We start from the raw sequence: 20,633 nt of genomic DNA, 5'->3' as shown, positions 1-20,633 counted from the left end.
ATGACAGAACAACTCAAACAGCAACTTCGGGAGCTGAAACTAAGTGGTATCCGGGATGCCCTGGAAAGGCAACATCAGCAACCCGGGCACTACCAGGAACTCGGGTTCGAAGAGCGACTCAGCCTGCTGCTGGAGCAGGAGCTGACGGATCGGTCTCAGCGGCGGATCGAGCGCCTTATCAAGCAGGCCCGATTCCGGCTGCAGGCAAATCTGGAGCAACTGGATTATCGAAGTGATCGCGGCTTGCATAGAGCCCAGATCCGCTCACTGGCAGAGGGATACTGGCTTAGCCTGGGGCAGACTCTGATCCTGACCGGGGCGACCGGGTGCGGGAAAACCTATCTGGCCTGCGCCCTGGGCCATCACTTCTGTCTGCAGGGACTCGGGGTTCGCTACTTCCGGTTTAAAGAGCTGCTGGAGCAACTGCAGCTGGCTCAGGCTGATGGCAGCTATCGAAAGCTGATGGTTCAGTTGAGAAACACGCCGCTTCTGATCCTCGATGACTGGGGACTGGAGTCGCTGAATGCGCTTCAGCGTAGCGATCTACTGGAGTTAATCGATGCTCGCCATGGTCACGGAGCCACACTGATCGGCAGCCAGCTTCCGCTGGAGCACTGGCACACAATGATCGGTGAATCAACCCATGCGGATGCGATCCTGGATCGTCTGGTTCATGGAGCGATCCGTGTAGAATTATGCGGAGAATCGATGAGAAAAATCACCGCAGAGTTGACGGATGCCGATCACTCAGGGTAAAAAATAACCCAGTCTGTGAGACGGGATGTTGAGGTGATCGACATCATATTATTCGGTGATCGCCATCGCGATAATACGCACCCCAGGGTGCCCCTCGATTCGCAATCATCCTCAGAATCATAGCTCTTTGAAGTTCAGCCCAGACAGTATTTCCCTATACTGGCTGCGCACTCGCAGCGTCCTTGCTGCTCAACTTCAAACCACCTCATGATTCATCGGTGCGAATCAAAGGGGAGAGCTTAAAACCCCGTTAGCGAGCGCCGAGGCCGCGGTGGTGCTACTTCTTTTCGAGCCATGGATGGCGAGCTGCGAAGGTCGATGGTTGGACCCATCGTGCGTAGCGAGATTTTGCCTACTTTTGACGATACAAAAGTAGGGCGCTGTCGGCGCCCCGACATCTGTGGCGGTAGCCACAAAATTAGCTATCCGAAGGATAGATGCTTCCTGAGCAGGATGATGGCCGGTCACGCCGGCCGTGTAAAAGTACGTGACCTCCTGGGTTAAAACTGATAAAAGAGAGTGAGAATTGTTTTCTTTCCCTCCCGGTTATTGCGCGTATCCGCGAAGCTTTCGTATTTATCGAATCTGTATAAAAAATCACTATTATAAGTTTGTGTGTATTTTGTTCCTAGTTTAGTCTAATTTTGCGAATTTAATTTTTATATTTATCTTGTTTACTGAATGGCCTGTTTCTTTTAACATGAGCTGTCCCGAATCCATTATTGAGACTCATTTTCAAAGGAGGCCCTTGCAGTGCGGCAGACAGGTGTGTATTCGCTACTATTGTTGATTGTGATTTTGGTGGCTATCGGTCAGATGACTCAGACCATGTATGTTCCGGCGATCAGTGAAATCGCAAAGGATCTTCTGGTTCAGCCCGGAAAATTACAATCCGTGATGGCGGTATACCTTATCACCTATGGCTTCTCCCAGTTTATCTATGGTCCCTTGTCTGACCGTATGGGCCGTCGCCCTGTGGTACTGATTGGAGTCACCATCTACCTGGTGGGAAGCGGGGTGACCCTGATCGCCGGCTCCCTGTCGGCCTTGTTGCTGGGAAGCTTTATCCAGGGCCTTGGCAGCGGTTGTGGCGGAGTGATGGCCCGCACAGCGATGCGCGATCGTTTTGTGGGAGTGGAGCTGCAAAAGGCCAACAGCCTGATGAGCATGGGGATCATCTTTTGTCCCCTGCTGGCCCCGGTAATCGGTGGCTGGCTGACGGTCACCTTCGATTGGCGGGCCAGCTATTGGTTCTTGTTCCTGTTTAGCGCGATCGCCCTGCTCCTGATGAGCTTTTTCTATCCGGAAACTCTGCCCCGGGAGAAGCGTGGCAATGACTGTGTAATTGCCAGTTACCGTTATGTGCTGGGTAATACCCGTTTTCAGGGATACCTGCTGTGTATGGTGGCCGTGGGTACCGGGTTGGTGGTGTTTGAATCTGCGGCCGGGGTGCTGCTGGGCCATGTTCTGGGTTATGACAGCGAAACCGTTAGCTGGCTGTTCGTGGTGCCACTTCCCGGATTTTTGCTCGGCTCCTGGCTGACCGGGCGATTAGCGGGGCGGCTGACCCATCAGAACCTACTCAACCTTGGGATTTTGTTTTTGCTGCTGGGCTCCCTGACGATCGTGATCCCGGGATTAATGGGTAAGGTGCAAGCGATCTCTTTGATTGGGGGGGCCATTTTGTTTTTTATCGGCTCGGGGATCCTGTTTCCGACCGCAACCACGGGGCGGTGGAGCCCTTTCCCCAGCAGGCCGGGACTGCCGGAGCCATTCTCGGGGGAATGCAGAACTTAGGCTCCGGGCTGGTAACCCTGGTGGTAGCCCTGCTTCCAATGAAGGGGCAACTCACCCTGGGGGGCGCCATGCTGGCGATGACGATCCTGGTTGGCTTGAGCCTCAAGATGATCAAGCGCCATGCCATCAGTGATGAGACGGTTCCTCAGGGGTAACTTGGCACAGTTCAAGGGATGCCCGGCATCCCTTGTGTGGCGCATGGTTTACAGGTTATTGAAAGTGCTGATACTGACGAACCGCTTGTTGCGCTTTCGCTATTTCACTGTGAGTGACTCTTCCCTTAGCTAAGAACTGCTCTGCCAGCCGTTCCACAGGCTGACCTGCGGAAAACACAACATGTCCGGTGCGGGGGAACTCAACAAACCTTGCCTTATTACCCAGCATCTGCGCGGTGGCTTGTCCCCAGCTGGCCGGAGTGCCATTAAAAGCATTATCATACTCCCCGGCCAGGACCAGGGTCGGGATTGAGCTGCGAAAGGGAGTCCTGATCCCGGGATCGCGCTGTATATCGCCTTCCAGCCAAACCTGGCATCCCTCGATGTTGCCAATAGCATTGTCCTTGAAAAATCCGTAAAGTAGCCCATGTAGTGAGGAGGCCTCCGCAGCAGATTTTGGCTTATTCAGCTGGGTGTAGATGGTCTTCTGAGCCGCAGCATTATTAAAAGACATAAACCCCTGGCAGGCTACCGACCAGAAGTTAGAGGCGTTGAGTTGGTTGGGAAGCAGCCCTCCGGAGAGCATGCCGGACAGAGGCGCTTCATACTCAGCAGCCGGCACGATTGGAGGTTGGTGGGTACCGAAAGAGTCGTCAGGCTGAGAGCTCAGATAGTCAACCAGTTTGGGGAGCCAGGGAGTCAACTGATAGTTACCATTGATACTCACCAGCAGGGTACTCACATCCAATGATTTAGTTTTTCCATTGAGTTCAAGGTTGAGTGGGCCCTGGCCCGTGAGTTTTTTAATCAACTGCCTGAAGTGCTCAACAACTGTTTTGGCTGAGGTGCCCGTTTCTCTCCCATAGTCATCGGCTAGTTTGTGGATTGCCTGCTGGGTATAAAATCCCGGAGTATCCAGCACCGCGATGCTATTCGAAGCTAGCTTCTTGGAAAATGTCTGGCTAAAGGATTTTTGAATCACCCGCTCCGCGGCCAGGGTTGAGTCGAGAATGACCCTGTTTACCCAATCTTTTGCCTGGGGATTTCGCATGATCTCTAGTGCCAGAGAGGTGCCATAGGATACGCCGTAAAGATCGACCTTCCGGTACCCAGGCTGTGAACTAAAGTGCCTTTTCAGGGCAAGGTAGAGCAAGTGAATATCCCGGGCGCTATTCTCGACTGTATAATAAGAGAGCTCCTGGCGGCTAACCTGGGAGTTGACGCCATCCTCACGGCATGCAAGGACCTGATCTTTGGTGAGGATGCCAAACATATTTATATCTTCACAAAAGCTTAAATCCGATGTGAGCTCGCCGTGTTTCCTATAGACACCCGTTCCACGCTGACTTATCAGGACCAGGTCACGGTATTTAGCCATGGAGAGAATATTCTTGTCATAGGGAATTAACCCATTTCCTCCCGGCCCTCCCTCTAAATAAAGCAGCGGGTTGAGCTGAGGATGACTACTTTTAACAATGGCAACATCCAGGGTTAATCTTTTACCCTGGGGCTGCTGATAATCCGCCGGGACCTTAAGCTTGCCACAAGTCGGGATGATATTACTTTGATAGTGCTCCCGGTAGAAGCTATCAGATATCCCTATATCTGAGCAGGCAACCGGAATAAAACTTGGGCTTGTATCCTGTGGTGCGTGTCCTGCGTGAGCATGGGGGGAGATGAGTAATAATCCCGCCAGTGGCACTAGGCTAAATAAGCTGTTTTGCCGGGTTGAAAATAGGGTGCCGAGACAGGCTGTTAATCGATAGGAGATATTTTTGAGTCGCATATGAATTCCTTTTATATGAGTCCCCCCTGATAGTAATGAGTGATATTTAATCCTGGCGCTATTTTAATCTTCCAAGGGATCATGAACTGTTTTTAATTTAAAAACAGAGATCTATTTAGTTCGGGGGATGCTCAAAGTAAGTCATACGATTTTAAGAATCAATACAGGCTGTTTTAATCGCAGGAATTGAAACATTGAGCCTGTGATGATTAATCACGGGGAAGTATTTGATATATGTTGCTTAAATAGCAGGACCTCTTCAATATGCACAACTGGGTTATGTCTCAGATCCGTTGCTCATACAAAGGTGTACTGATTTCAAGGTCACCAACCTTCTGCCGCAGGGGTGAAATGGCTCACTGAGTCATTGAACGCGAGGTATGGATACCGAGCTGGGATGGGCTATTAGGGATGGTAGTCGCGGCAGCAGAGGTTCCATGGAAGGATACACACCGTGTTGGTGAGACATGAAATCAGACATCAACAACAGATGTGAAACACTACCCACAACTGAATTGACACATGGTCAATCACTGTTGGATTATTTTCAGGGTCTTCACCTGAGTGATTCAGCATGTTATTTGGAGATAGGCTGAATCTCACCGACCTTTACCAGATGTGATATAAGATCGGTGAAGCAGTTCTCCTGCAGCTTATTGAGCGTCGGCTTTGCTCTCTTTTACAAAGCGCATCACCTTCAGGCTGCGCTCCGGCTCGAGTTCGGGAAAGCTCTCGGGGTTTTCCAGCCTTTCAACAAAGCGAAACTCGGGGGCAAGTTCGGCCATCTGCTCAATCAGCACCTCGGGTGGCTGGGCCGGGTCATTGACACAGGCCAGTACCTCACCTCCCTCATTGACCAACTCAGGAAGGCGGCGCAGGATCTTGGGGTAGTCCTTGATCGCAAAGCTGCCCTTTTGGAATGAGGGGGGGTCGATGATTACCACCTCATAGGGCCCCAGGCGCTTGACCTTGCCCCAGGAGCGAAACAACTCGTGGCCCAAAAACGTGACCTGATTGAGGTTATGCTGGTTGAGCTTGTGATTTTCTCGTCCCTGGGCCAAGGCGCCCCTGGCCATATCCAGGTTCACAACATGATCGGCGCCGCCAGCGATGGCCGCCACCGAGAAGCCACAGGTATAGGCAAAGAGATTGAGAACCCGTTTATGCCTGGCATTATCCCGTACCCATTTTCGGCCATTAGCCATGTCCAGAAAGAGTCCATGATTCTGGTTGCGTCCCAGGGTGAGGCCGAACTTAAGGCCGTTTTCATCAACGACCCAGGGGGATTTGAGAGCTCCCCAGATCAGCTCGGTGGGGGAGCCGGGGCGCGATCTGTGCTGTAGAAGCAGGCTCTGGATGTTTTGCCCGGTAAGCCAGTTGCTCTGGTTCAGCTCTTTTTCCAGTGCCTGCTGAAAAGCCTCAAGCCACTCGGCCGGGGGCTCTTTGAACAGGGCGATTAGTAGTTGCCCACCCAGGTAGTCGACGCAGACCTGATCCAACCCGGGAAAGGTGCGGCCTCGTCCATGAAACAGGCGGATGACGCAGGATGGGTCTTCGGGGAGCTGTTTCATCCCATCCAACAGGCTGCTGATGGCAGCTAGTGAAAAATCAGGGGTTAGTTCTCTCATGATGGCATGCAACACTTCTTATACTTTTTTCCGCTGCCACAGGGGCAGGGATCGTTACGACCGACCTTATCGGTCCGTACCGGTTGTGTGTTTTGGGGCTGGGCGTCCAGCTGGTTAAACAGCTGGATTCTCTGTTGCAGGGAGTGGTTAAAGCCACCAAGCAGTTGGACAAACATGCTGTCATCGACCGGCTCATCTTTCTCCTGCTCCAGGTAGCTGCGGGTACCCTCCAGGTCGGCCCACAGGGTCAGGTTGAAGAGATCCAGGTGGTAAGCCTTGGTGACCTCAGGGTTATTGAGCTGCTTGATTCTTTCATCCCACCCATCATTGGCCAGCTGACTCGCCTTGACAAACCCCCGGCTGAACCTCTCAATCCGCGCGAAGCCTTCATCTCCGAGGGCATTGGAGTGGTAGCCGGAAAAGAGTGAGAGATCCTCATCAAGGATCGCCTGATTTAGCTGATTCCAGGCGCTGATGAGCGCGGTGAGTACTTCGCTGGCCTGCTCATCATCGAGTTGCTCCAGGTTTGGATCACCCGCCAGTACCTCTGCCATCCAGTTTCCGGGAAACTCCTCATAAAATGAGGTCGCGATCAGGGTGAAAAAACCGATCATCTCATCATAGCCAAGGGTCTGCTCCGGGCATTTATCAGAGTCAAAATAGCCGCGCAGGCAGCTTTCTATCTGCTCAGGGGCTAATGGGACCAGCTCTTCGGGTAAATCCTTCATAGGGTGCTCAAGTATCTGTCCAAAGCAGATAGGATACCACGGCTCATCACGAGCCAGGAATGGGGGGAACGGGCGAGGTGCGATAAGTTCGCTAAACTTGAAGAGTGAGATCAAAGACAGGGAATGTCATGAACGCCAGCATTACAGTCTTAATCAAGCGTCTGTGGATCCTTTTACTACTTCTTTTTGGAAGTTTCTCTCCTGCGGTTGCGCAGCATAAGGAAGCCCTTTACCAAGACTTTACCAAGCTAACCTATGTCACCGAGGATTATCCACCGGGGAACTATGTTGAGGGCGGCGAACTTAAAGGGATCGCCGTCGATCTGCTGCTTGCTGCGGCACGCTTTGCCGGGTTTGAGATGGATAGGGGCCACATCGAAGTCTACAGCTGGGCACGTTCTTACCGGTTGGCGTTGAATATTCCCGGTTATGTGGTGTTTTCAACCAGCCGGACCCCTGAGCGAGAGCACCTGTTTCAATGGGCCGGTCCGATCATCAACACCTCTCAGGCCGGACTGATGGCGCTCAAGTCAAGGAAGATAGTGATCGACTCCAAAGAGCAGCTCAAGAAGTATCGGTTCGGGGTGCTGCGTGGTGACGTCAATGAGCAGCTTCTCAAGAAGCTTGGGGTCTCTTCCTTGCAGATGGTTCTAAGCAATGAGCCTCAGCTGCTGGCCAAGATGCTGCTGCGCGGCAGGGTCGACCTGTGGGCCTTTGAGCCAAGCTCTGCACGTGAGGTTCTCGAGAAGATGAAGATCCATAACCCGGGTGTCGAGCAGGTGTACCGCTTGGGGGATAATGTGGTGTATTACGCATTCCATAAGGATACACCCAGGTCACTGGTCCAGAGCCTGCAACGGGCACTTGATGGGGTTAAAACCACAGATGAGTATCGGCAGATCCTGCTCAGGTACGGCTGGGAGATGCAGTGAGTAAGAGGAGAGAGTCAGGGATGACGAGGTTAAGCAGCAAAGCTCTTAGACTGAGTTGGATGTTTGGGCTATTGAGCATGCTGTTGCCGGGACAAAGCCAGGAGGTGATGGCCCAGATTTTAGTCCAGGGGGAGAGGGATTTCAGTAAACTTATCTATGTCACCGAGGACTACCCACCGGGAAACTTTTTAGAGGAGGGTGAACTCAAGGGAATTGGGGTTGATCTGCTGCTGGCGGCGGCCAATGAAGCGGGTTACTCGATCAAACGTTCACAGATCCAGCTCAATGCCTGGGCCCGCTCCTACCGAATGGCGCTCAAGGTTCCCGGGTATGTGGTCTTTTCCACCACCCGAACTCCCGAGCGTGAAGCTCTTTTTAAGTGGGCCGGGCCAATCCAATCGGGATTTTCAGTGGGGCTCATAGCCCATAAAGATAGCCAGATTCAAATTAACTCCCTTGCTGAGATCAAAAAGTACCGGATCGCGGTGATCCGTGGTGATGTTGCCGATGAGTTGTTAATTCAGGCTGGAGTGGCTCCCCAGCAGCTGGTTCGCAATAAAAACCCCAGGCTATTGGCGCTACAGCTCTCACAAAAGCGTGTCGACCTTTGGGCCTTTGAGCCAGATTCTGCCAAAGAGGTGCTCCGTAGCATCAAGGCTTCACCCGAGGATTTTGAGCAGGTTTTCCGCCTGGCGGACAACACAGTCTATTATGCCCTGAATCGCCAAACTCCGGATTCGCTGGTGCAGAGCCTACAGCAGGCGATAGACAGGGTGAAACAAACACCTCAGTATCAGGAGATTATTCAACGCTACATCAAGCAACCTTGATTCTGAATGGGGAGAGATGAAGCGGCTAGCTGATGATTGTCTATGGAGGATGCAGTACAGCTGAAGCTATGTGAGGGGAGTTTTGTACAGGGGACGCAATTGAAAATATTCATAGATCTTAAGATTTGGCTTGGATTATGCATCATAACGATCAGAGAGAGCCTGAAACAATTATCATTGCTCTCAAGCCAAACATAAGAGGAATCGAAGCATGGATACTCAACAACAACTGAAGTGGTGGCCGGCCATTAGCTGGGTGACCGGCTGGTTATTGAGTTTGACCCTGTTTCTCTTAAGCTGGGGTGCCTGGGCTTAACTTGAGCCTCCTTATTCTGTCAGATATCTGTCACTCTCTTTGAGAGTCACGGTCCGAAGCCCGTCTGCTGTTTCACCCCAGACTCCTGCGACCTCAGATTTAGAGCATTTTCCGGATAAATAGGTGCACTCTCATAAAAGTTGCTTCGACTTTGAACGCTGACACGCAAGTCACATCCATGTTGCTCTGCTGCATCGATTATCTTCCCTGATAATCTTTTCCAGTTCAGCCTCCCTGCTTCTCGCTACGTTGCATTGCAACTTCACCCTTGCTGCAGAAGGTCAGCTTAACAAAGCTCAAAGCTGCACTTGAATTTTAAGGGGCGAATAGCGCTCCTGATTAAACCAAAAATGCTCTAACCTGGCAGATCACACAGAGTAGATCATCCGAGTTCACTCTGAAAACCTATGACAGGCTCCGGCAACTCTGGTTGAAGCCGCGATTTAGTTTTGAATCAGTTGGTACTTTTTTTCAAGCTTATAGATAAAGGGGCGATCCCCATGGGCTTTATTCAGGGCCCTTTGGAATTGGCGAATAAGCTTATCATTGACCTCAAGATTAAAGGCAAAGCACAGGGGGTTTGATTCAAGAACCCACTTTACCTCCAGCTCGTGAGGATCATAGCCCATCTTGAGGAGCATCTGGCTGGCGGTGATATCTCCGACCGAGATCAGATCTACCCGTTTGCGAATGACCATTCTCAGGGCATTTTCCAGGTTTTTGGCCAGATATAGTTTATCTAAAGCCAGGTTGTTCTCGATCAGCAGCTGCTCTCCGGCATCGGAGCGAATGGCGACGATCGAGTATTGGTTGGCATCCCTGAGCTCTTTAAGATCGATATTGGAGTCGCGGCGTGCCATCAGGACGATGCGGTGGTAGAAGATCGGACAGGCCCATTTAAACAGTTTCTCCCGGGAATCCAGGCGTAGAGTAGAGAAGAGCACCGCATTTTTTTGATGCATCGACAATGCGTAGCCACGAGCCCAGGGCAGGATCCGGATCGGTTGCGGGGGAATGTTCAGATCTTGCCAGACCCGCTCCAGCAACTCGACGGCGAAACCAATCCGCTTGCCGGTCGTATCATCGAAGTTAAAGGGAGCATAATCCTCGGTGATGTATTCAAGTTCAGAGAGTTTAGCGGCCATCAGGGGAAGAGAGAAAATCACAAGACTGGCAATCACAAGCTGAAGCAGGCGCATCTGGCCTCCGCTGATAGGAAAGATTCACCTTGAGTATTGTGCCTTGGTCTGAATTAGACAAATAGCTCCGACGCTTTGCTATCAGTCATGAACCATCCGGTATTTCTTCTCCAGCTGGTAGATAAATTGGTGATCCCCCTGAATATCGCTCAGAGCACGACTGAACTTCTCAACCAGGGCGTCGTCAACATTGCGGTTAAAGGCAAAGCATAGAGGATTAGACTCAAGCACCCATTGCGTTTTGAATAGCTCAGGATCCTCTCCCATAGCGATCAGCTTTTGATAGGCGGTTATGTCAGCACTGGAGATGAGGTCGACCCTCCCTCGCATCACCATCCGCAGGGCACTGTCCAGGTGGTTGGAGAGGTGAATATTATCTTCATCAAAGTTATTTTCCAGGAGCAGCTGCTCACCTACATCGGAGCGAATTGCCACTATCTTGTATTTTTTAGCATCCTCAAGGGAGTTGATCTTTATCTTGGAGTCACTCCGGCCCATCAGGGAGACCCGGATATAGCTGATAGGACAGGCCCATTTGAACAGTTTTTCCCGGGAGTGGATCCGGGTGGTTGAGAACAGTACTGTGTTGTTTTTTTGAAGGGTCAGGGCATAGCCCCGGGCCCAGGGGAGCATGCGAATCGGTTGGGGAGCCACGCCCAGTTTTTTCCAGACCTGAGCCAGGATCTCAATGGCAAACCCCTGGCGTTTTCCCATGCTGTCCTGATAATTAAAGGGAGCGTACTGTTCGGTGATAAATTCGAGATCAGAGATCTTTGCTGCCAGGCTGGAAAAACTGATAAGGCCCAGAAGCATGATCACTAGTGAAAAAAGCCGCATAGTATCTCCACGAAACAATTGACTCCATATCAGTATGGATGGGGGAATCGATGGCTGCAAAGCAGGAGCAGTATGTGATCTTGCTACATGGGCTGGCAAGGACCGCACGCTCGATGAAACGCCTTGAGAGGGCTTTAAGCCTGGAGGGGTTCGGGGTGGTGAACCTCAATTACCCCTCCCGGGAGCAACCGGTCGAGGTCCTGGCACAAAGTGTCATACCAAAGGCTCTTAAATCCTGCCCACCCCAGGCAGTTATTCACTTTGTCACCCACTCGCTGGGAGGGATCCTGGTACGCTATTACTTCTGTCATCATCACGAATCCAGGCTGGGGCGGGTAGTGATGCTGGGGCCGCCGAACCAGGGGAGTGAAGTGGTCGACCGATTGGCTGGGGTGCCCGGATTTGCCTGGTATAACGGGCCAGCCGGATTACAGCTTGGAACCCAGAGTGATTCAATACCCAGGATGCTGGGACCCTGTGGTTTTCAACTCGGGGTGATCGCCGGGTCAACAAGTATCAATCCATTTTTGTCACTGATGATCCCCGGAGTGAATGATGGCAAGGTCAGCGTTGCCAGCACAGCTGTGGCAGGCCAGATGGATCATCTGGTGTTAGCCGTTAACCACACCAGCATGATGAATAACCCTCAGGTGATCCGTCAGGCGATCTATTTTTTGCGCCATGGCTGCTTTGAGAGAAAGGGCTGACAGCAAGCGAGCTCCCTGCGCCAACAGGCAGGATCTTCAAGTGTGAGCTGGTTCACAAATCTGAATGCGCCCACTTTTCACTCTGCCTCTGCAACACTTGTGATTGCTCGCTTTTCACAGGCTTATCCACAGCTCACTCAAGGTGAATGTGGATGAAACTGAGAAAGAAAAACTGTCATGTGAGTCCCTTGCGAAGGGGGGAGGATGATTGGTCCTTCACCTGAGGCATGGTAACCTCTGGAGCTCGTCGAGGGATCTTTTTATGAGGCTTGTTATGCGTGGGTTCGTCGGGCTGGTCTTATTGCTACTAGCCAGCTTGTGGGGGAGTGGCATGGCCAGTGCTGCACAACCGCAATATTGCCATCTGGATGCGGCCTATGCGGCCGGGATGAATGATGGCAGGCATAATCGGGATATGCTCGAAGACTATGCCAAGGGGTGTGTTAAACATCAGCATAAGCTCAATAAGCGTTACCGGCAGGGCTATCAGTTTGGGCTCAGGCACCAGGGAGGTGATACACCCAAGGTTCCCTATAGCTGCCATGACTCCTTTGGTAAGCAGGTGTGTGGATATCACTGCAAGAGCTTTGCCGGAAACTGGACCTGTGCCGACAAGCCGAATATGCAGTGCCTGCAGAATATGAATGACATTAAGTGTGGTTATAGCTGTAAAGAGGAGTTTGGGCAGATCCAGTGTCAGAGTGAAAAGCCCCGCCGGCCCCATCATAAATATGAGTGTCATAGCGATCCCTTTGGCCACAAGAGTTGTGGCTATGACTGCAAAGAGTTTACCAATCGTTGGGTGTGTGCTCCCAAGCCAGATATGAGCTGCATGCAGTTTCTGGATGATATTCAGTGTGGTTACAATTGCCGTAAGGAGTATGGGCAGATCAAGTGTGACCCATCTTAAACATAACTTCGAAGGAATGAACCAATATGGATAAACATCTGGGGCGTTGTGGCTGTGGCAAGCTTGAGTATCAATTTGAGGGAGAGCCTGTTAATCAGGTATTTTGTTACTGCCATAGCTGCCAGAGGCACTCAGGTTCGGATAAGTGGTTTGGTTTGTGGGTGCCCCTGGAAAACTTTAGTTTTACCCGGGGAGCTCCCAGCGTATACACCCGGCTGGGAGATTCGGGCAAGAAGATGGAGCATCTTTTTTGCGCGGACTGTGGGACCACGGTTGCGATCAGGGTAGAGATTGGCAACTTCTATTCGGTCGGCGCATCAACCCTGGATGATAGCGAGGGCTTTTCCCCCCAGATGCTGATCTATACGGCTCACGCTCCCAGCTGGGCCGTTTTCCCTGAGGGAGTGCCCAGATTTGAGATCCTGCCACCCAGGTTAGGTGGCACGGGGTAGCCTCTATGTTTTATGGCCCTGATGCCAGGGCCTGATAGCTGAGTGGCTAGACACAACTTCGCTATCCATAGGATAAACTGGTGCTGTTTGACCTGCGAACAGCTACTTTGTGCCAGAGGCACAATTGCCGGACTGCCGACAGCAGCCAGAGGGGGTTGCTTGTCCAACCCCTCTGTACTCCCAGGGATACCCGGGTATTTTGGTTGCGTGGCTTGCAGCCGGCTGGATTTGTGCCTGAGGCACAGAGTAATGCCAGCGCTGGCTGGCGGCAGGCAAGAAGCCGTTCTCAGGCATCCTGCCTTCCACGGCATTAATACATCCATGTATGGCAGGGATACACTCGTCCGCTTTCTCTGATAGACAAGGAAGTCTGAATGCCGTGTTAGCCATGGAGGGCGTTAACGGTGTGCATCTCCCGGGACGCCCCGGACCTCGCTGAACCCTCGGCTTTCCTGAAAATTAAGGTAGCATGCAGACAAAACGTCCCTGTTTTGACTGCATTCTCACGCTGCTTATCATCCATGATAAGCCCTCCCAGTTCGGCATCCTGCCTCTCGTTCTGTTTCTCTGGGAGAAACGTCACCCTTGCCGCTCAACCTGAGTTCTCTACGGTTCGCCTCGGCGCTCGCTGACGGGGGGTAATTTCCCCTTTGATTCGCACCGAAGAGTCACGCTGGAGTTTGAGATTGAAGGATATGGATATCCTGAAAGCAGGGCCGAGCCATGGATGGCTCGTTTCTGTGTATCTCAAAAACCAGTGACTCTGAGGATGATCGCGAATCGGGGGACACCCTCGGGGTTGTTAGGGGGACTGGGTGAGCAGTCCCCCTGACCCGTTGCCACTCGGTTGCGTATTATCGCGATGGCGATCACCGAATAATATGATGTCGATCACCTCAACATCCCGTCTCACAGACTGGGTTATTTTTTACCCTGAGTGATCGGCATCCGTCAACTCTGCGGTGATTTTTCTCATCGATTCTCCGCATAATTCTACACGGATCGCTCCATGAACCAGACGATCCAGGATCGCATCCGCATGGGTTGATTCACCGATCATTGTGTGCCAGTGCTCCAGCGGAAGCTGGCTGCCGATCAGTGTGGCTCCGTGACCATGGCGAGCATCGATTAACTCCAGTAGATCGCTACGCTGAAGCGCATTCAGCGACTCCAGTCCCCAGTCATCGAGGATCAGAAGCGGCGTGTTTCTCAACTGAACCATCAGCTTTCGATAGCTGCCATCAGCCTGAGCCAGCTGCAGTTGCTCCAGCAGCTCTTTAAACCGGAAGTAGCGAACCCCGAGTCCCTGCAGACAGAAGTGATGGCCCAGGGCGCAGGCCAGATAGGTTTTCCCGCACCCGGTCGCCCCGGTCAGGATCAGAGTCTGCCCCAGGCTAAGCCAGTATCCCTCTGCCAGTGAGCGGATCTGGGCTCTATGCAAGCCGCGATCACTTCGATAATCCAGTTGCTCCAGATTTGCCTGCAGCCGGAATCGGGCCTGCTTGATAAGGCGCTCGATCCGCCGCTGAGACCGATCCGTCAGCTCCTGCTCCAGCAGCAGGCTGAGTCGCTCTTCGAACCCGAGTTCCTGGTAGTGCCCGGGTTGCTGATGTTGCCTTTCCAGGGCATCCCGGATACCACTTAGTTTCAGCTCCCGAAGTTGCTGTTTGAGTTGTTCTGTCATCTTTGATCCTTAGTGATAGTAGCCTGAGCCACGGATATTGAGGTGAGTGAGCTCCGCCAGACGATCCGGCTGAGTTTCGGGCAGTGGCTGGCCATCCAGCCCCTTTTCCAGGATGGAGCGGATCCCTTTCTGATAGTAAACGCCCGTTCGGTCTGCTCGCTGGCAGGCCGCTTCTAAGCGGGGGCGTCCATATCGCTTTTCCAGGTTGAGGATCCCAAGGCTGGCCCGATATCCAAGCTCCGGGTGGGACTTTCGGTAGAGCAGCTGTTTGATCACCGCAAGCGTGGAGGGGCCTATCTCCTGAGCCCAGTTCAGAAAGCGTCCCGGGGTCCATTGCATCTGCTTTTGGTGTGCGACCGGCATATGATCGGGGTGGGTGGTTTGCCCTCCCTGCTGATAGCTGCGTGGATGTGTCGCGACACAGCGACCACCATGATAGATCCGTACCAGGTTGTCGCAGATATGCGCTTCAAGCTTGCGTTTGAGCAGGGTATAGGGAACCGAGTAGTAGTGCTTGTCGAGCTCGATGTGATAGTCGATATGAACCCGAACCGCCTTCACCCGGGTGAACTGATAGGGGTTTTGAGGCAGCGATTTGAGCACCGGTTTGTCTAGCAATTCAAACTGTGATTTACGGCTTCCCGGCAGCTTCTTGAACGGGCGATTGTTCAACTCGGTGAGCAGAGCCCCGATCCGCTGGTTTAGCTGAGCCAGACTGAAGAAGGTCTCATGGCGCAGTTTTGCCAGGATCCAGCGCTCAACGATCTGCACGCCCACCTCAGCCTTGGCTTTATCTTTGGGCTTGTAAGGACGGGCAGGAAGCACTGCAACACCATAGTGTGCAGCCAGCTGCTGATAGGTAGGATTGAGATCTGGCTCGTAGCGACACGCTCTACTGACTCCGCTTTTGAGATTATCCGGAACGATCATCTCTGGTACTCCCCCCAGAAATTCGAAGGCCCGTTTATGGCTCATCACCCAGTCTTCCAGCCCCTGACTCAAGGTTGCATCGGCGTAGGTGTAGCTGGATGCACCCATCACAGCGACAAAGATCTGAGCCCGACGCTCCTCCCCAGTCCTCGGATCCACGATGGGCACGGTTGGACCGCAGTAATCAACAAACAGTTTTTCACCGGCTTTATGGCTCTGACGCATTGAGGGAGACTGGCATTTACGCCACTCACGATAACGCATGCAGTAATGGTTATAGCTGTAGTGGTTCTTGGGATGTCGCTCAGCATACTCCTCCCACAGGAGTTGTAGCGTCATCCCTTTGCGTCTGAGCTCCTGATGGGCCACGGCCCAATCCGGCAGAGGAGGTGTCTGACGAACCGTGATCCGGGTCTCAAGGAACTCACGGCGCAGCCGCTCTTCATCCCACTCAGCAGGCAGAGGCCATTGGCATAGCCCCATCTGTTGGGCCCTTTTGCAGTAATTGGACACAGTCGACGGAGACACAGACAGGCTGCTTGCGATCTGGCGGTGACTCAGGCCGCCTTGGTACTTGAGTCTGAGGATCTCTTTGAGTTTTCGCATGGTGATATGCACCGTTGGCATGGCTGGCTCTCCGCTCGAGGTCAAACAGAGAGCATAGCCGGTTAAAAAAACACCTGCGAAACGGGAGTTGAAATGAATAACATTTCGGTCGGGACTGCATAATATTCATGCCGATCACCCAATAATATAAAACTCAAAAGTGATCGCCATCGATATTATTGAGCGATCGCGATCGATATTATTCAGTGATCGCTATCGATCTTATTGGGTGATCGCGATGGACCAAAAAACGCACCGGTATTGGTAACTACCATTGTGACCAGATTGACGCTGCGCTTTTTGCGCTGTATAAAATGCAATCAACAAAATAGAGTTGCCTGTATTACCGACCTATTTTCAGCAGCCGTCAGGATGATGGCTTAGCATTTACCGAATAAACACAGGGAGTGTGAGCGATGAAGCTTATTACGAATATGTTCCTGGCGTTATCTGTGATGTACGCAGGTGCTGCCACTGCCCAGTGGCAATTTTTTCCGGATGCTAATCAACAGTTGGGACAAGCTAAGCTGCATCCAACGTCAGATTTCGAGACCCATGATCTGTCACAGTGTGACGCAACCCATCGCTGGACCCTCAGTAAAGAGCGGATAGGCTTTAGCCAGGAAGCAGATGTTCGCCACTATTTAGAAAAGAAGATTGAATACCATCATCATCAGGCAACTCAATTTGCTAACGCTTCTATTCACAGTGGACAGGCTCAATACCTAAAGGCCGGCGATACCCTGTGCGTATTACAGACAGGGACCCTCTATGACCAGGTGCTGGATGGTGCCAGTCATAGTCGCTACTACATCTTTAATCATACCTGCCAATAATCTACATCAGCTAATATGGGCCTTTGTATGAAAAAGGCCCAACATCTTTGTAAGGTGTGAGTTAACTTTCTATCTTTTCAATGACGAGATCCGACAGTGGCTTGCAGGAGCAGGCGAGCACCTGCCCCTGGTTTAGCTCATCGGCGGTCAGGGGGCCTGTTCGCATGGTGTGCACCTCGCCATGCAGTAGCTTGATCCGGCAGATGCCACAGACACCGCTGCGGCACCCTGAATCGATCTCAACGCCGGCTTGCTCCGCTTGCAGAAGCAGGGTTTCCCCTGTTGAGCCCCGAACGGTTTGATCCCAGGAGCTGAACTCCAGAGTCACCGGCGCTGTGCTTTGACATTCAGAGGACTTGGTTGTTTCCGGTGGAGTCCCAAAGCTTTCACTCAGATAGTGCTCCGGCTCCAGTCCCAGTTGCTGGCAGGCTTCACTGGCCATCGTCATAAAATCTTCTGATCCACAGACAAACAGGCTACGCTCGCCCAGATCCGGCACCAACATCTCTAGTTTGCGCTGATCGAGCCTGCCTCGCAGGCCACTCCAGGCGTCAGAGGCATTGGGGCGGCTCAGAATAAAATGCAGTTTCAGGTAGAGGTTTTTACGGGCCAGCAGCCGCAGCTCATCGGCGGCGATAAGCTCCTGGCGGTTACTGGCGCTATAAATAAACTCGATATCCAGCTGTGCCTGGGTATCGGTGAGCCAGCGGGCCATGCTGAGCATTGGGGTGATCCCGCTCCCGGCGCTGAGTAACGCAAGCTTGTTGCGACGGGCCCGCCTGATATGAAACTCTCCGGCGGGGGCAAGGGCCCTGAGAGTCGAGCCAATCTTCAAGTTCTGATGTAGATAGTTGGAGACCAGGCCGCCCGGGACCTGCTTTACCGTGATGGTGAGATCCAACGGGCGGGACGGCGAGGAGGAGAGGGTATAACAGCGATTGACCCGCTGACCTTCGATCTCCAGCTCCAGGGTCAGATACTGCCCCGGCAGGTAGTGCGGGGCTAAGGGCAGCTCGGGTCGCAGGTGAAAGCTTCGGGTGGTCGGGGTCAGCTGCTCAATGCCGATACAGCGTAACTCCAGGGCTTGCCCTGCAGGCCAGGAGGGGAGCTCTGCTGGCACAGGTAGCGCCGGCAGTGGATGGCTGTGATCCGGATACGATTCTGGTTCACGTAACTCAAGGATCTCGATAGCATCGCCCGATTGGATCTGCCCCGAGTTGAGGGGGCGAAAGTTGATCCCAAACACCACCTCATTTTTACCCTGAACTTTTCTGAACTCCAGCAGGGTCTGAAGTGGCTCATTGGCGGCACTGGGCTCGGCTGTCTGCGGATTCAAAGTGGTAAAGTTACAGCGCACCGAGGGCTTCATCGCCTCGAACTTCACCTCGCCGATACGAATTTTCTTCCAGCTATCCTCGGCAAAGGGGAAAGAGCCACTCACCACCAGGTTGGGGCGAAACTGGCGCATCTCTATGGTTTCGGTACATCGCAGGTTGAGGGCATCGAGTGAGCTTTGGCTGGTGAGCAACACCGGGGCTCCATCGGCAAAGCTTAGCTCCCGCTCCGGATGGCGTTTCAGGGGGCGATGGCTATGCTTGTCCATGAAATAGAGCTGACAGGGCTCGCCTAAGAATGCGCTAAACCAGGCATCATAATCCGGGTGACAATGGCGTCCCTCAATGGTGCTGCCCCACACCCTGACCTCACGGTAGATATGGCTGAATTTTTCCGGGCGGATCTCAAGATGCCGCTTCATCATGGGAGCACTGATATTTATCCCATCCGGATGCAGGCTGGCGCGCACCAGGCATAGCTTGTGATGGCTTCGGGCGGTAATGAACTCCCCGCCGGGGCGTACCAGCAGGTAACGGCGATCAAAACTAAGGCCCCGCTCTTCGACCCAGCTTTGGGAGAGAGACACTCCCCGGACCGATTTAATCGGATAGATAAAGCAATCACTGAGAATCGGCGTCACAGACATCTTGGCTCCTCGCTTTTTGGGCGAGTATACCGGTAAGGTACAGGTAGGAACAGTAGATGATGAGGGTGACACCCTGCAGGCATCTCACAGCGGGAGGGGGGCCCCTCCCATTTACAGCGGGCCGGAGTCAGAACTATAGGCTGGCAAACACCTCGGAGGCTTTGGAAATGGTGGTATCCAGGGCTGCCTTGTCATGGGCCAGGGAGACAAAGCCAGCCTCGAAGGCGGAGGGGGCCAGGTAGACTCCCTTTTCCAGCATGCCATGAAAGAAGCGGGTAAAACGCTCCTGATCGCAGGCACAGGCTTGCTGATAATTGCTGACCTCAGGCTCGTCGGTAAAGAACAGGCCAAACATGGCGCCGACCCGGTTGGTGGCAAGGGGGATCCCAGCTTTTTTTGCGGCGGCAGCGATGCCATCGACCAGGTATTGAGTTTGCTCGTTGAGCTGCTCATAGACTCCGGGCTTGCTGATCTCCTCCAGGGTGGCCAGGCCTGCAGCCATGGCGATTGGGTTTCCTGAGAGAGTCCCTGCCTGGTAGACAGGGCCGGAGGGGGCGATCGCCTGCATGATCTCGCGGCGGCCACCAAAGGCCCCGACCGGCATCCCGCCACCGATGATCTTACCCAGGGTCGTCAGATCCGGGGTGATCCCATAATGTTGCTGGGCGCCGCCGTGGGCGACCCGAAAGCCTGTCATCACCTCATCAAAAATAAGCAGCGCCTTGTGCTGATCGCACAGCTCACGCAAGCCTTCGAGAAATCCGGGCTGGGGAGGAATACAGTTCATGTTTCCCGCCACCGGCTCGACGATAATTGCGGCGATATCATCCCCATGCTTGGCAAACGCCTGGGCAACCGACTCCAGATCATTGTAGTCACAGGTCAGAGTATCCCGGGTGGTTCCCTCGGGGATCCCCGGTGAGCTAGGCATTCCCAGGGTCAGGGCTCCCGAACCGGCCTTGACCAGCAGCGAATCCACATGGCCGTGATAGCAGCCCTCAAACTTGATGATCTTGCTGCGCCCGGTATAGCCCCGGGCAAGGCGTACCGCACTCATGGTTGCCTCTGTGCCGGAATTTACCATGCGAACCTGTTCAATTGATGGTACAATGCTGCGGATCTTTTCGGCCATCAGCACCTCAATTTCGGTGGGGGCGCCATAGCTGAGGCCATTTTCAACTGCTGCTTGCACAGCCTGTTTGACCCTGGGGTGATTGTGACCAAGAATCATCGGCCCCCAGGAACCGACATAGTCGATATAACTGTGGCCATCCGCATCGTACAGATGTACGCCATTGGCCCGGTTAATAAAGCAAGGGGTACCACCCACCCCTTTGAATGCCCGCACGGGAGAATTTACCCCGCCGGGGATTGATTGACGAGCTTTGTCAAATAGTTGCTCAGATCTGGACATTACAGGCTCCTGGATTTCCTGATCGCAATGGGCTGTGCCATGGCAGTGAAAAGCCCCCGAATATAACAAAAATATAACGACCTGGGTATCCCGAACCGGCTGGCTTGCGATGCTATATCGCCTGGGAACAGCTGTCTGCGGGATGTGGT

At 53.1% G+C, this 20,633-nt stretch carries 16 protein-coding genes and 1 pseudogene; 8 read left to right on the top strand and 9 right to left on the bottom strand.

Annotated elements, in window-relative coordinates; translation table 11 throughout:
- Together istB (DB847_RS18140) and emrD are read left to right on the top strand one after the other, a co-directional pair.
- A complete protein-coding gene (istB, locus tag DB847_RS18140) occupies positions 1-756 on the top strand; it encodes an IS21-like element helper ATPase IstB (RefSeq protein WP_108649424.1) in 756 nt (251 codons plus the stop codon).
- A 753-nt stretch (positions 757-1,509) separates the two neighbouring features.
- Positions 1,510-2,708 (top strand): annotated as a pseudogene (emrD, locus tag DB847_RS18135) (multidrug efflux MFS transporter EmrD).
- Between the two features lie 55 nt (positions 2,709-2,763).
- On the opposite strand, the gene DB847_RS18130 reads toward emrD, so the two are convergent.
- The 3 genes from DB847_RS18130 to DB847_RS25755 all read right to left on the bottom strand — a co-directional run bounded on the left by DB847_RS18130 (position 2,764) and on the right by DB847_RS25755 (position 6,850).
- On the bottom strand, positions 2,764-4,494 hold the full coding sequence (locus DB847_RS18130; protein ID WP_108651966.1) for an alpha/beta hydrolase: 1,731 nt from the start codon (positions 4,492-4,494) through the stop codon (positions 2,764-2,766).
- A gap of 653 nt (positions 4,495-5,147) precedes the next feature.
- On the bottom strand, positions 5,148-6,122 hold the full coding sequence (locus DB847_RS18125; RefSeq protein WP_234418428.1) for a class I SAM-dependent methyltransferase: 975 nt from the start codon (positions 6,120-6,122) through the stop codon (positions 5,148-5,150).
- On the bottom strand, positions 6,119-6,850 hold the full coding sequence (locus tag DB847_RS25755) for a UPF0149 family protein (RefSeq protein ID WP_108651965.1): 732 nt from the start codon (positions 6,848-6,850) through the stop codon (positions 6,119-6,121). The genes DB847_RS18125 and DB847_RS25755 overlap by 4 nt, the downstream gene beginning before the upstream one ends.
- A 128-nt stretch (positions 6,851-6,978) precedes the next feature.
- Here DB847_RS25755 and DB847_RS18115 point away from each other — a divergent pair, with 128 nt between their 5' ends.
- Complete coding sequence (locus DB847_RS18115) at positions 6,979-7,782, top strand: substrate-binding periplasmic protein (protein ID WP_108651964.1); 804 nt, start codon at positions 6,979-6,981, stop codon at positions 7,780-7,782.
- Between the two features lie 59 nt (positions 7,783-7,841).
- Positions 7,842-8,612 carry a substrate-binding periplasmic protein gene (locus DB847_RS18110; protein WP_159084732.1) on the top strand — a complete coding sequence of 257 codons (771 nt, stop codon included), beginning with the start codon at positions 7,842-7,844 and terminating at the stop codon, positions 8,610-8,612.
- Between the two features lie 759 nt (positions 8,613-9,371).
- On the opposite strand, the gene DB847_RS18105 is transcribed toward DB847_RS18110, so the two are convergent.
- Positions 9,372-10,127, bottom strand: a complete 756-nt coding sequence (locus DB847_RS18105; protein WP_108651962.1) for a substrate-binding periplasmic protein — start codon at positions 10,125-10,127, stop codon at positions 9,372-9,374.
- An 81-nt stretch (positions 10,128-10,208) separates the two neighbouring features.
- On the bottom strand, positions 10,209-10,964 hold the full coding sequence (locus DB847_RS18100) for a substrate-binding periplasmic protein (protein ID WP_108651961.1): 756 nt from the start codon (positions 10,962-10,964) through the stop codon (positions 10,209-10,211).
- A 50-nt stretch (positions 10,965-11,014) separates the two neighbouring features.
- Here DB847_RS18100 and DB847_RS18095 point away from each other — a divergent pair, with 50 nt between their 5' ends.
- The 3 genes from DB847_RS18095 to DB847_RS18085 all read left to right on the top strand — a co-directional run bounded on the left by DB847_RS18095 (position 11,015) and on the right by DB847_RS18085 (position 13,033).
- On the top strand, positions 11,015-11,671 hold the full coding sequence (locus DB847_RS18095) for an esterase/lipase family protein (RefSeq protein WP_199911616.1): 657 nt from the start codon (positions 11,015-11,017) through the stop codon (positions 11,669-11,671).
- Positions 11,672-11,933: 262 nt separating this feature from the next.
- Positions 11,934-12,581, top strand: a complete 648-nt coding sequence (locus tag DB847_RS18090; protein WP_199911615.1) for a hypothetical protein — start codon at positions 11,934-11,936, stop codon at positions 12,579-12,581.
- A 26-nt stretch (positions 12,582-12,607) separates the two neighbouring features.
- Positions 12,608-13,033 (top strand): GFA family protein, encoded by a 426-nt coding sequence (locus tag DB847_RS18085; RefSeq protein WP_108651959.1) that lies wholly within the window; start codon positions 12,608-12,610, stop codon positions 13,031-13,033.
- Between the two features lie 928 nt (positions 13,034-13,961).
- Here DB847_RS18085 and istB (DB847_RS18075) read toward each other — a convergent pair.
- Both istB (DB847_RS18075) and istA read right to left on the bottom strand, forming a co-directional pair.
- A complete protein-coding gene (gene istB / locus DB847_RS18075) occupies positions 13,962-14,717 on the bottom strand; it encodes an IS21-like element helper ATPase IstB (RefSeq protein WP_108649424.1) in 756 nt (251 codons plus the stop codon).
- Positions 14,718-14,726: 9 nt separating this feature from the next.
- Entirely contained in the window at positions 14,727-16,274 is a 1,548-nt protein-coding gene (gene istA / locus DB847_RS18070) for an IS21 family transposase (protein ID WP_108649425.1), read from the bottom strand.
- A gap of 395 nt (positions 16,275-16,669) precedes the next feature.
- Between istA and DB847_RS18065 the strand changes: the two genes are divergently transcribed.
- Positions 16,670-17,089: a hypothetical protein gene (locus DB847_RS18065; protein ID WP_108651957.1), complete on the top strand. Its 420-nt coding sequence runs from the start codon at positions 16,670-16,672 to the stop codon at positions 17,087-17,089.
- Between the two features lie 61 nt (positions 17,090-17,150).
- Here the strand turns inward: DB847_RS18065 and DB847_RS18060 are convergent, their stop codons facing one another.
- Together DB847_RS18060 and hemL are read right to left on the bottom strand one after the other, a co-directional pair.
- Positions 17,151-19,070, bottom strand: coding sequence for a hybrid-cluster NAD(P)-dependent oxidoreductase (locus tag DB847_RS18060; protein WP_108651956.1), 1,920 nt, complete (start codon positions 19,068-19,070; stop codon positions 17,151-17,153).
- Positions 19,071-19,203: 133 nt separating this feature from the next.
- Positions 19,204-20,484 (bottom strand): glutamate-1-semialdehyde 2,1-aminomutase, encoded by a 1,281-nt coding sequence (gene hemL, locus DB847_RS18055; RefSeq protein ID WP_108651955.1) that lies wholly within the window; start codon positions 20,482-20,484, stop codon positions 19,204-19,206.
- Positions 20,485-20,633 lie beyond the last annotated feature (149 nt).

Origin of the sequence: Dongshaea marina, from assembly GCF_003072645.1 — a bacterium.
Taxonomy (GTDB): domain Bacteria; phylum Pseudomonadota; class Gammaproteobacteria; order Enterobacterales; family Aeromonadaceae; genus Dongshaea; species Dongshaea marina.
The sequence above is the reverse complement of the archived record's forward strand: the minus strand, read 5'-3'. Positions and strand labels throughout refer to the sequence as shown.

Coding starts and splice junctions, on each gene's coding strand:
- istB (WP_108649424.1), top strand. CDS start 1: ATGACAGAACAACTCAAACAGCAACTTCGGGAGCTGAAACTAAGTGGT.
- DB847_RS18130 (WP_108651966.1), bottom strand. CDS start 4,494: ATGCGACTCAAAAATATCTCCTATCGATTAACAGCCTGTCTCGGCACC.
- DB847_RS18125 (WP_234418428.1), bottom strand. CDS start 6,122: ATGAGAGAACTAACCCCTGATTTTTCACTAGCTGCCATCAGCAGCCTG.
- DB847_RS25755 (WP_108651965.1), bottom strand. CDS start 6,850: ATGAAGGATTTACCCGAAGAGCTGGTCCCATTAGCCCCTGAGCAGATA.
- DB847_RS18115 (WP_108651964.1), top strand. CDS start 6,979: ATGAACGCCAGCATTACAGTCTTAATCAAGCGTCTGTGGATCCTTTTA.
- DB847_RS18110 (WP_159084732.1), top strand. CDS start 7,842: ATGTTTGGGCTATTGAGCATGCTGTTGCCGGGACAAAGCCAGGAGGTG.
- DB847_RS18105 (WP_108651962.1), bottom strand. CDS start 10,127: ATGCGCCTGCTTCAGCTTGTGATTGCCAGTCTTGTGATTTTCTCTCTT.
- DB847_RS18100 (WP_108651961.1), bottom strand. CDS start 10,964: ATGCGGCTTTTTTCACTAGTGATCATGCTTCTGGGCCTTATCAGTTTT.
- DB847_RS18095 (WP_199911616.1), top strand. CDS start 11,015: ATGGCTGCAAAGCAGGAGCAGTATGTGATCTTGCTACATGGGCTGGCA.
- DB847_RS18090 (WP_199911615.1), top strand. CDS start 11,934: ATGAGGCTTGTTATGCGTGGGTTCGTCGGGCTGGTCTTATTGCTACTA.
- DB847_RS18085 (WP_108651959.1), top strand. CDS start 12,608: ATGGATAAACATCTGGGGCGTTGTGGCTGTGGCAAGCTTGAGTATCAA.
- istB (WP_108649424.1), bottom strand. CDS start 14,717: ATGACAGAACAACTCAAACAGCAACTTCGGGAGCTGAAACTAAGTGGT.
- istA (WP_108649425.1), bottom strand. CDS start 16,274: ATGCCAACGGTGCATATCACCATGCGAAAACTCAAAGAGATCCTCAGA.
- DB847_RS18065 (WP_108651957.1), top strand. CDS start 16,670: ATGAAGCTTATTACGAATATGTTCCTGGCGTTATCTGTGATGTACGCA.
- DB847_RS18060 (WP_108651956.1), bottom strand. CDS start 19,070: ATGTCTGTGACGCCGATTCTCAGTGATTGCTTTATCTATCCGATTAAA.
- hemL (WP_108651955.1), bottom strand. CDS start 20,484: ATGTCCAGATCTGAGCAACTATTTGACAAAGCTCGTCAATCAATCCCC.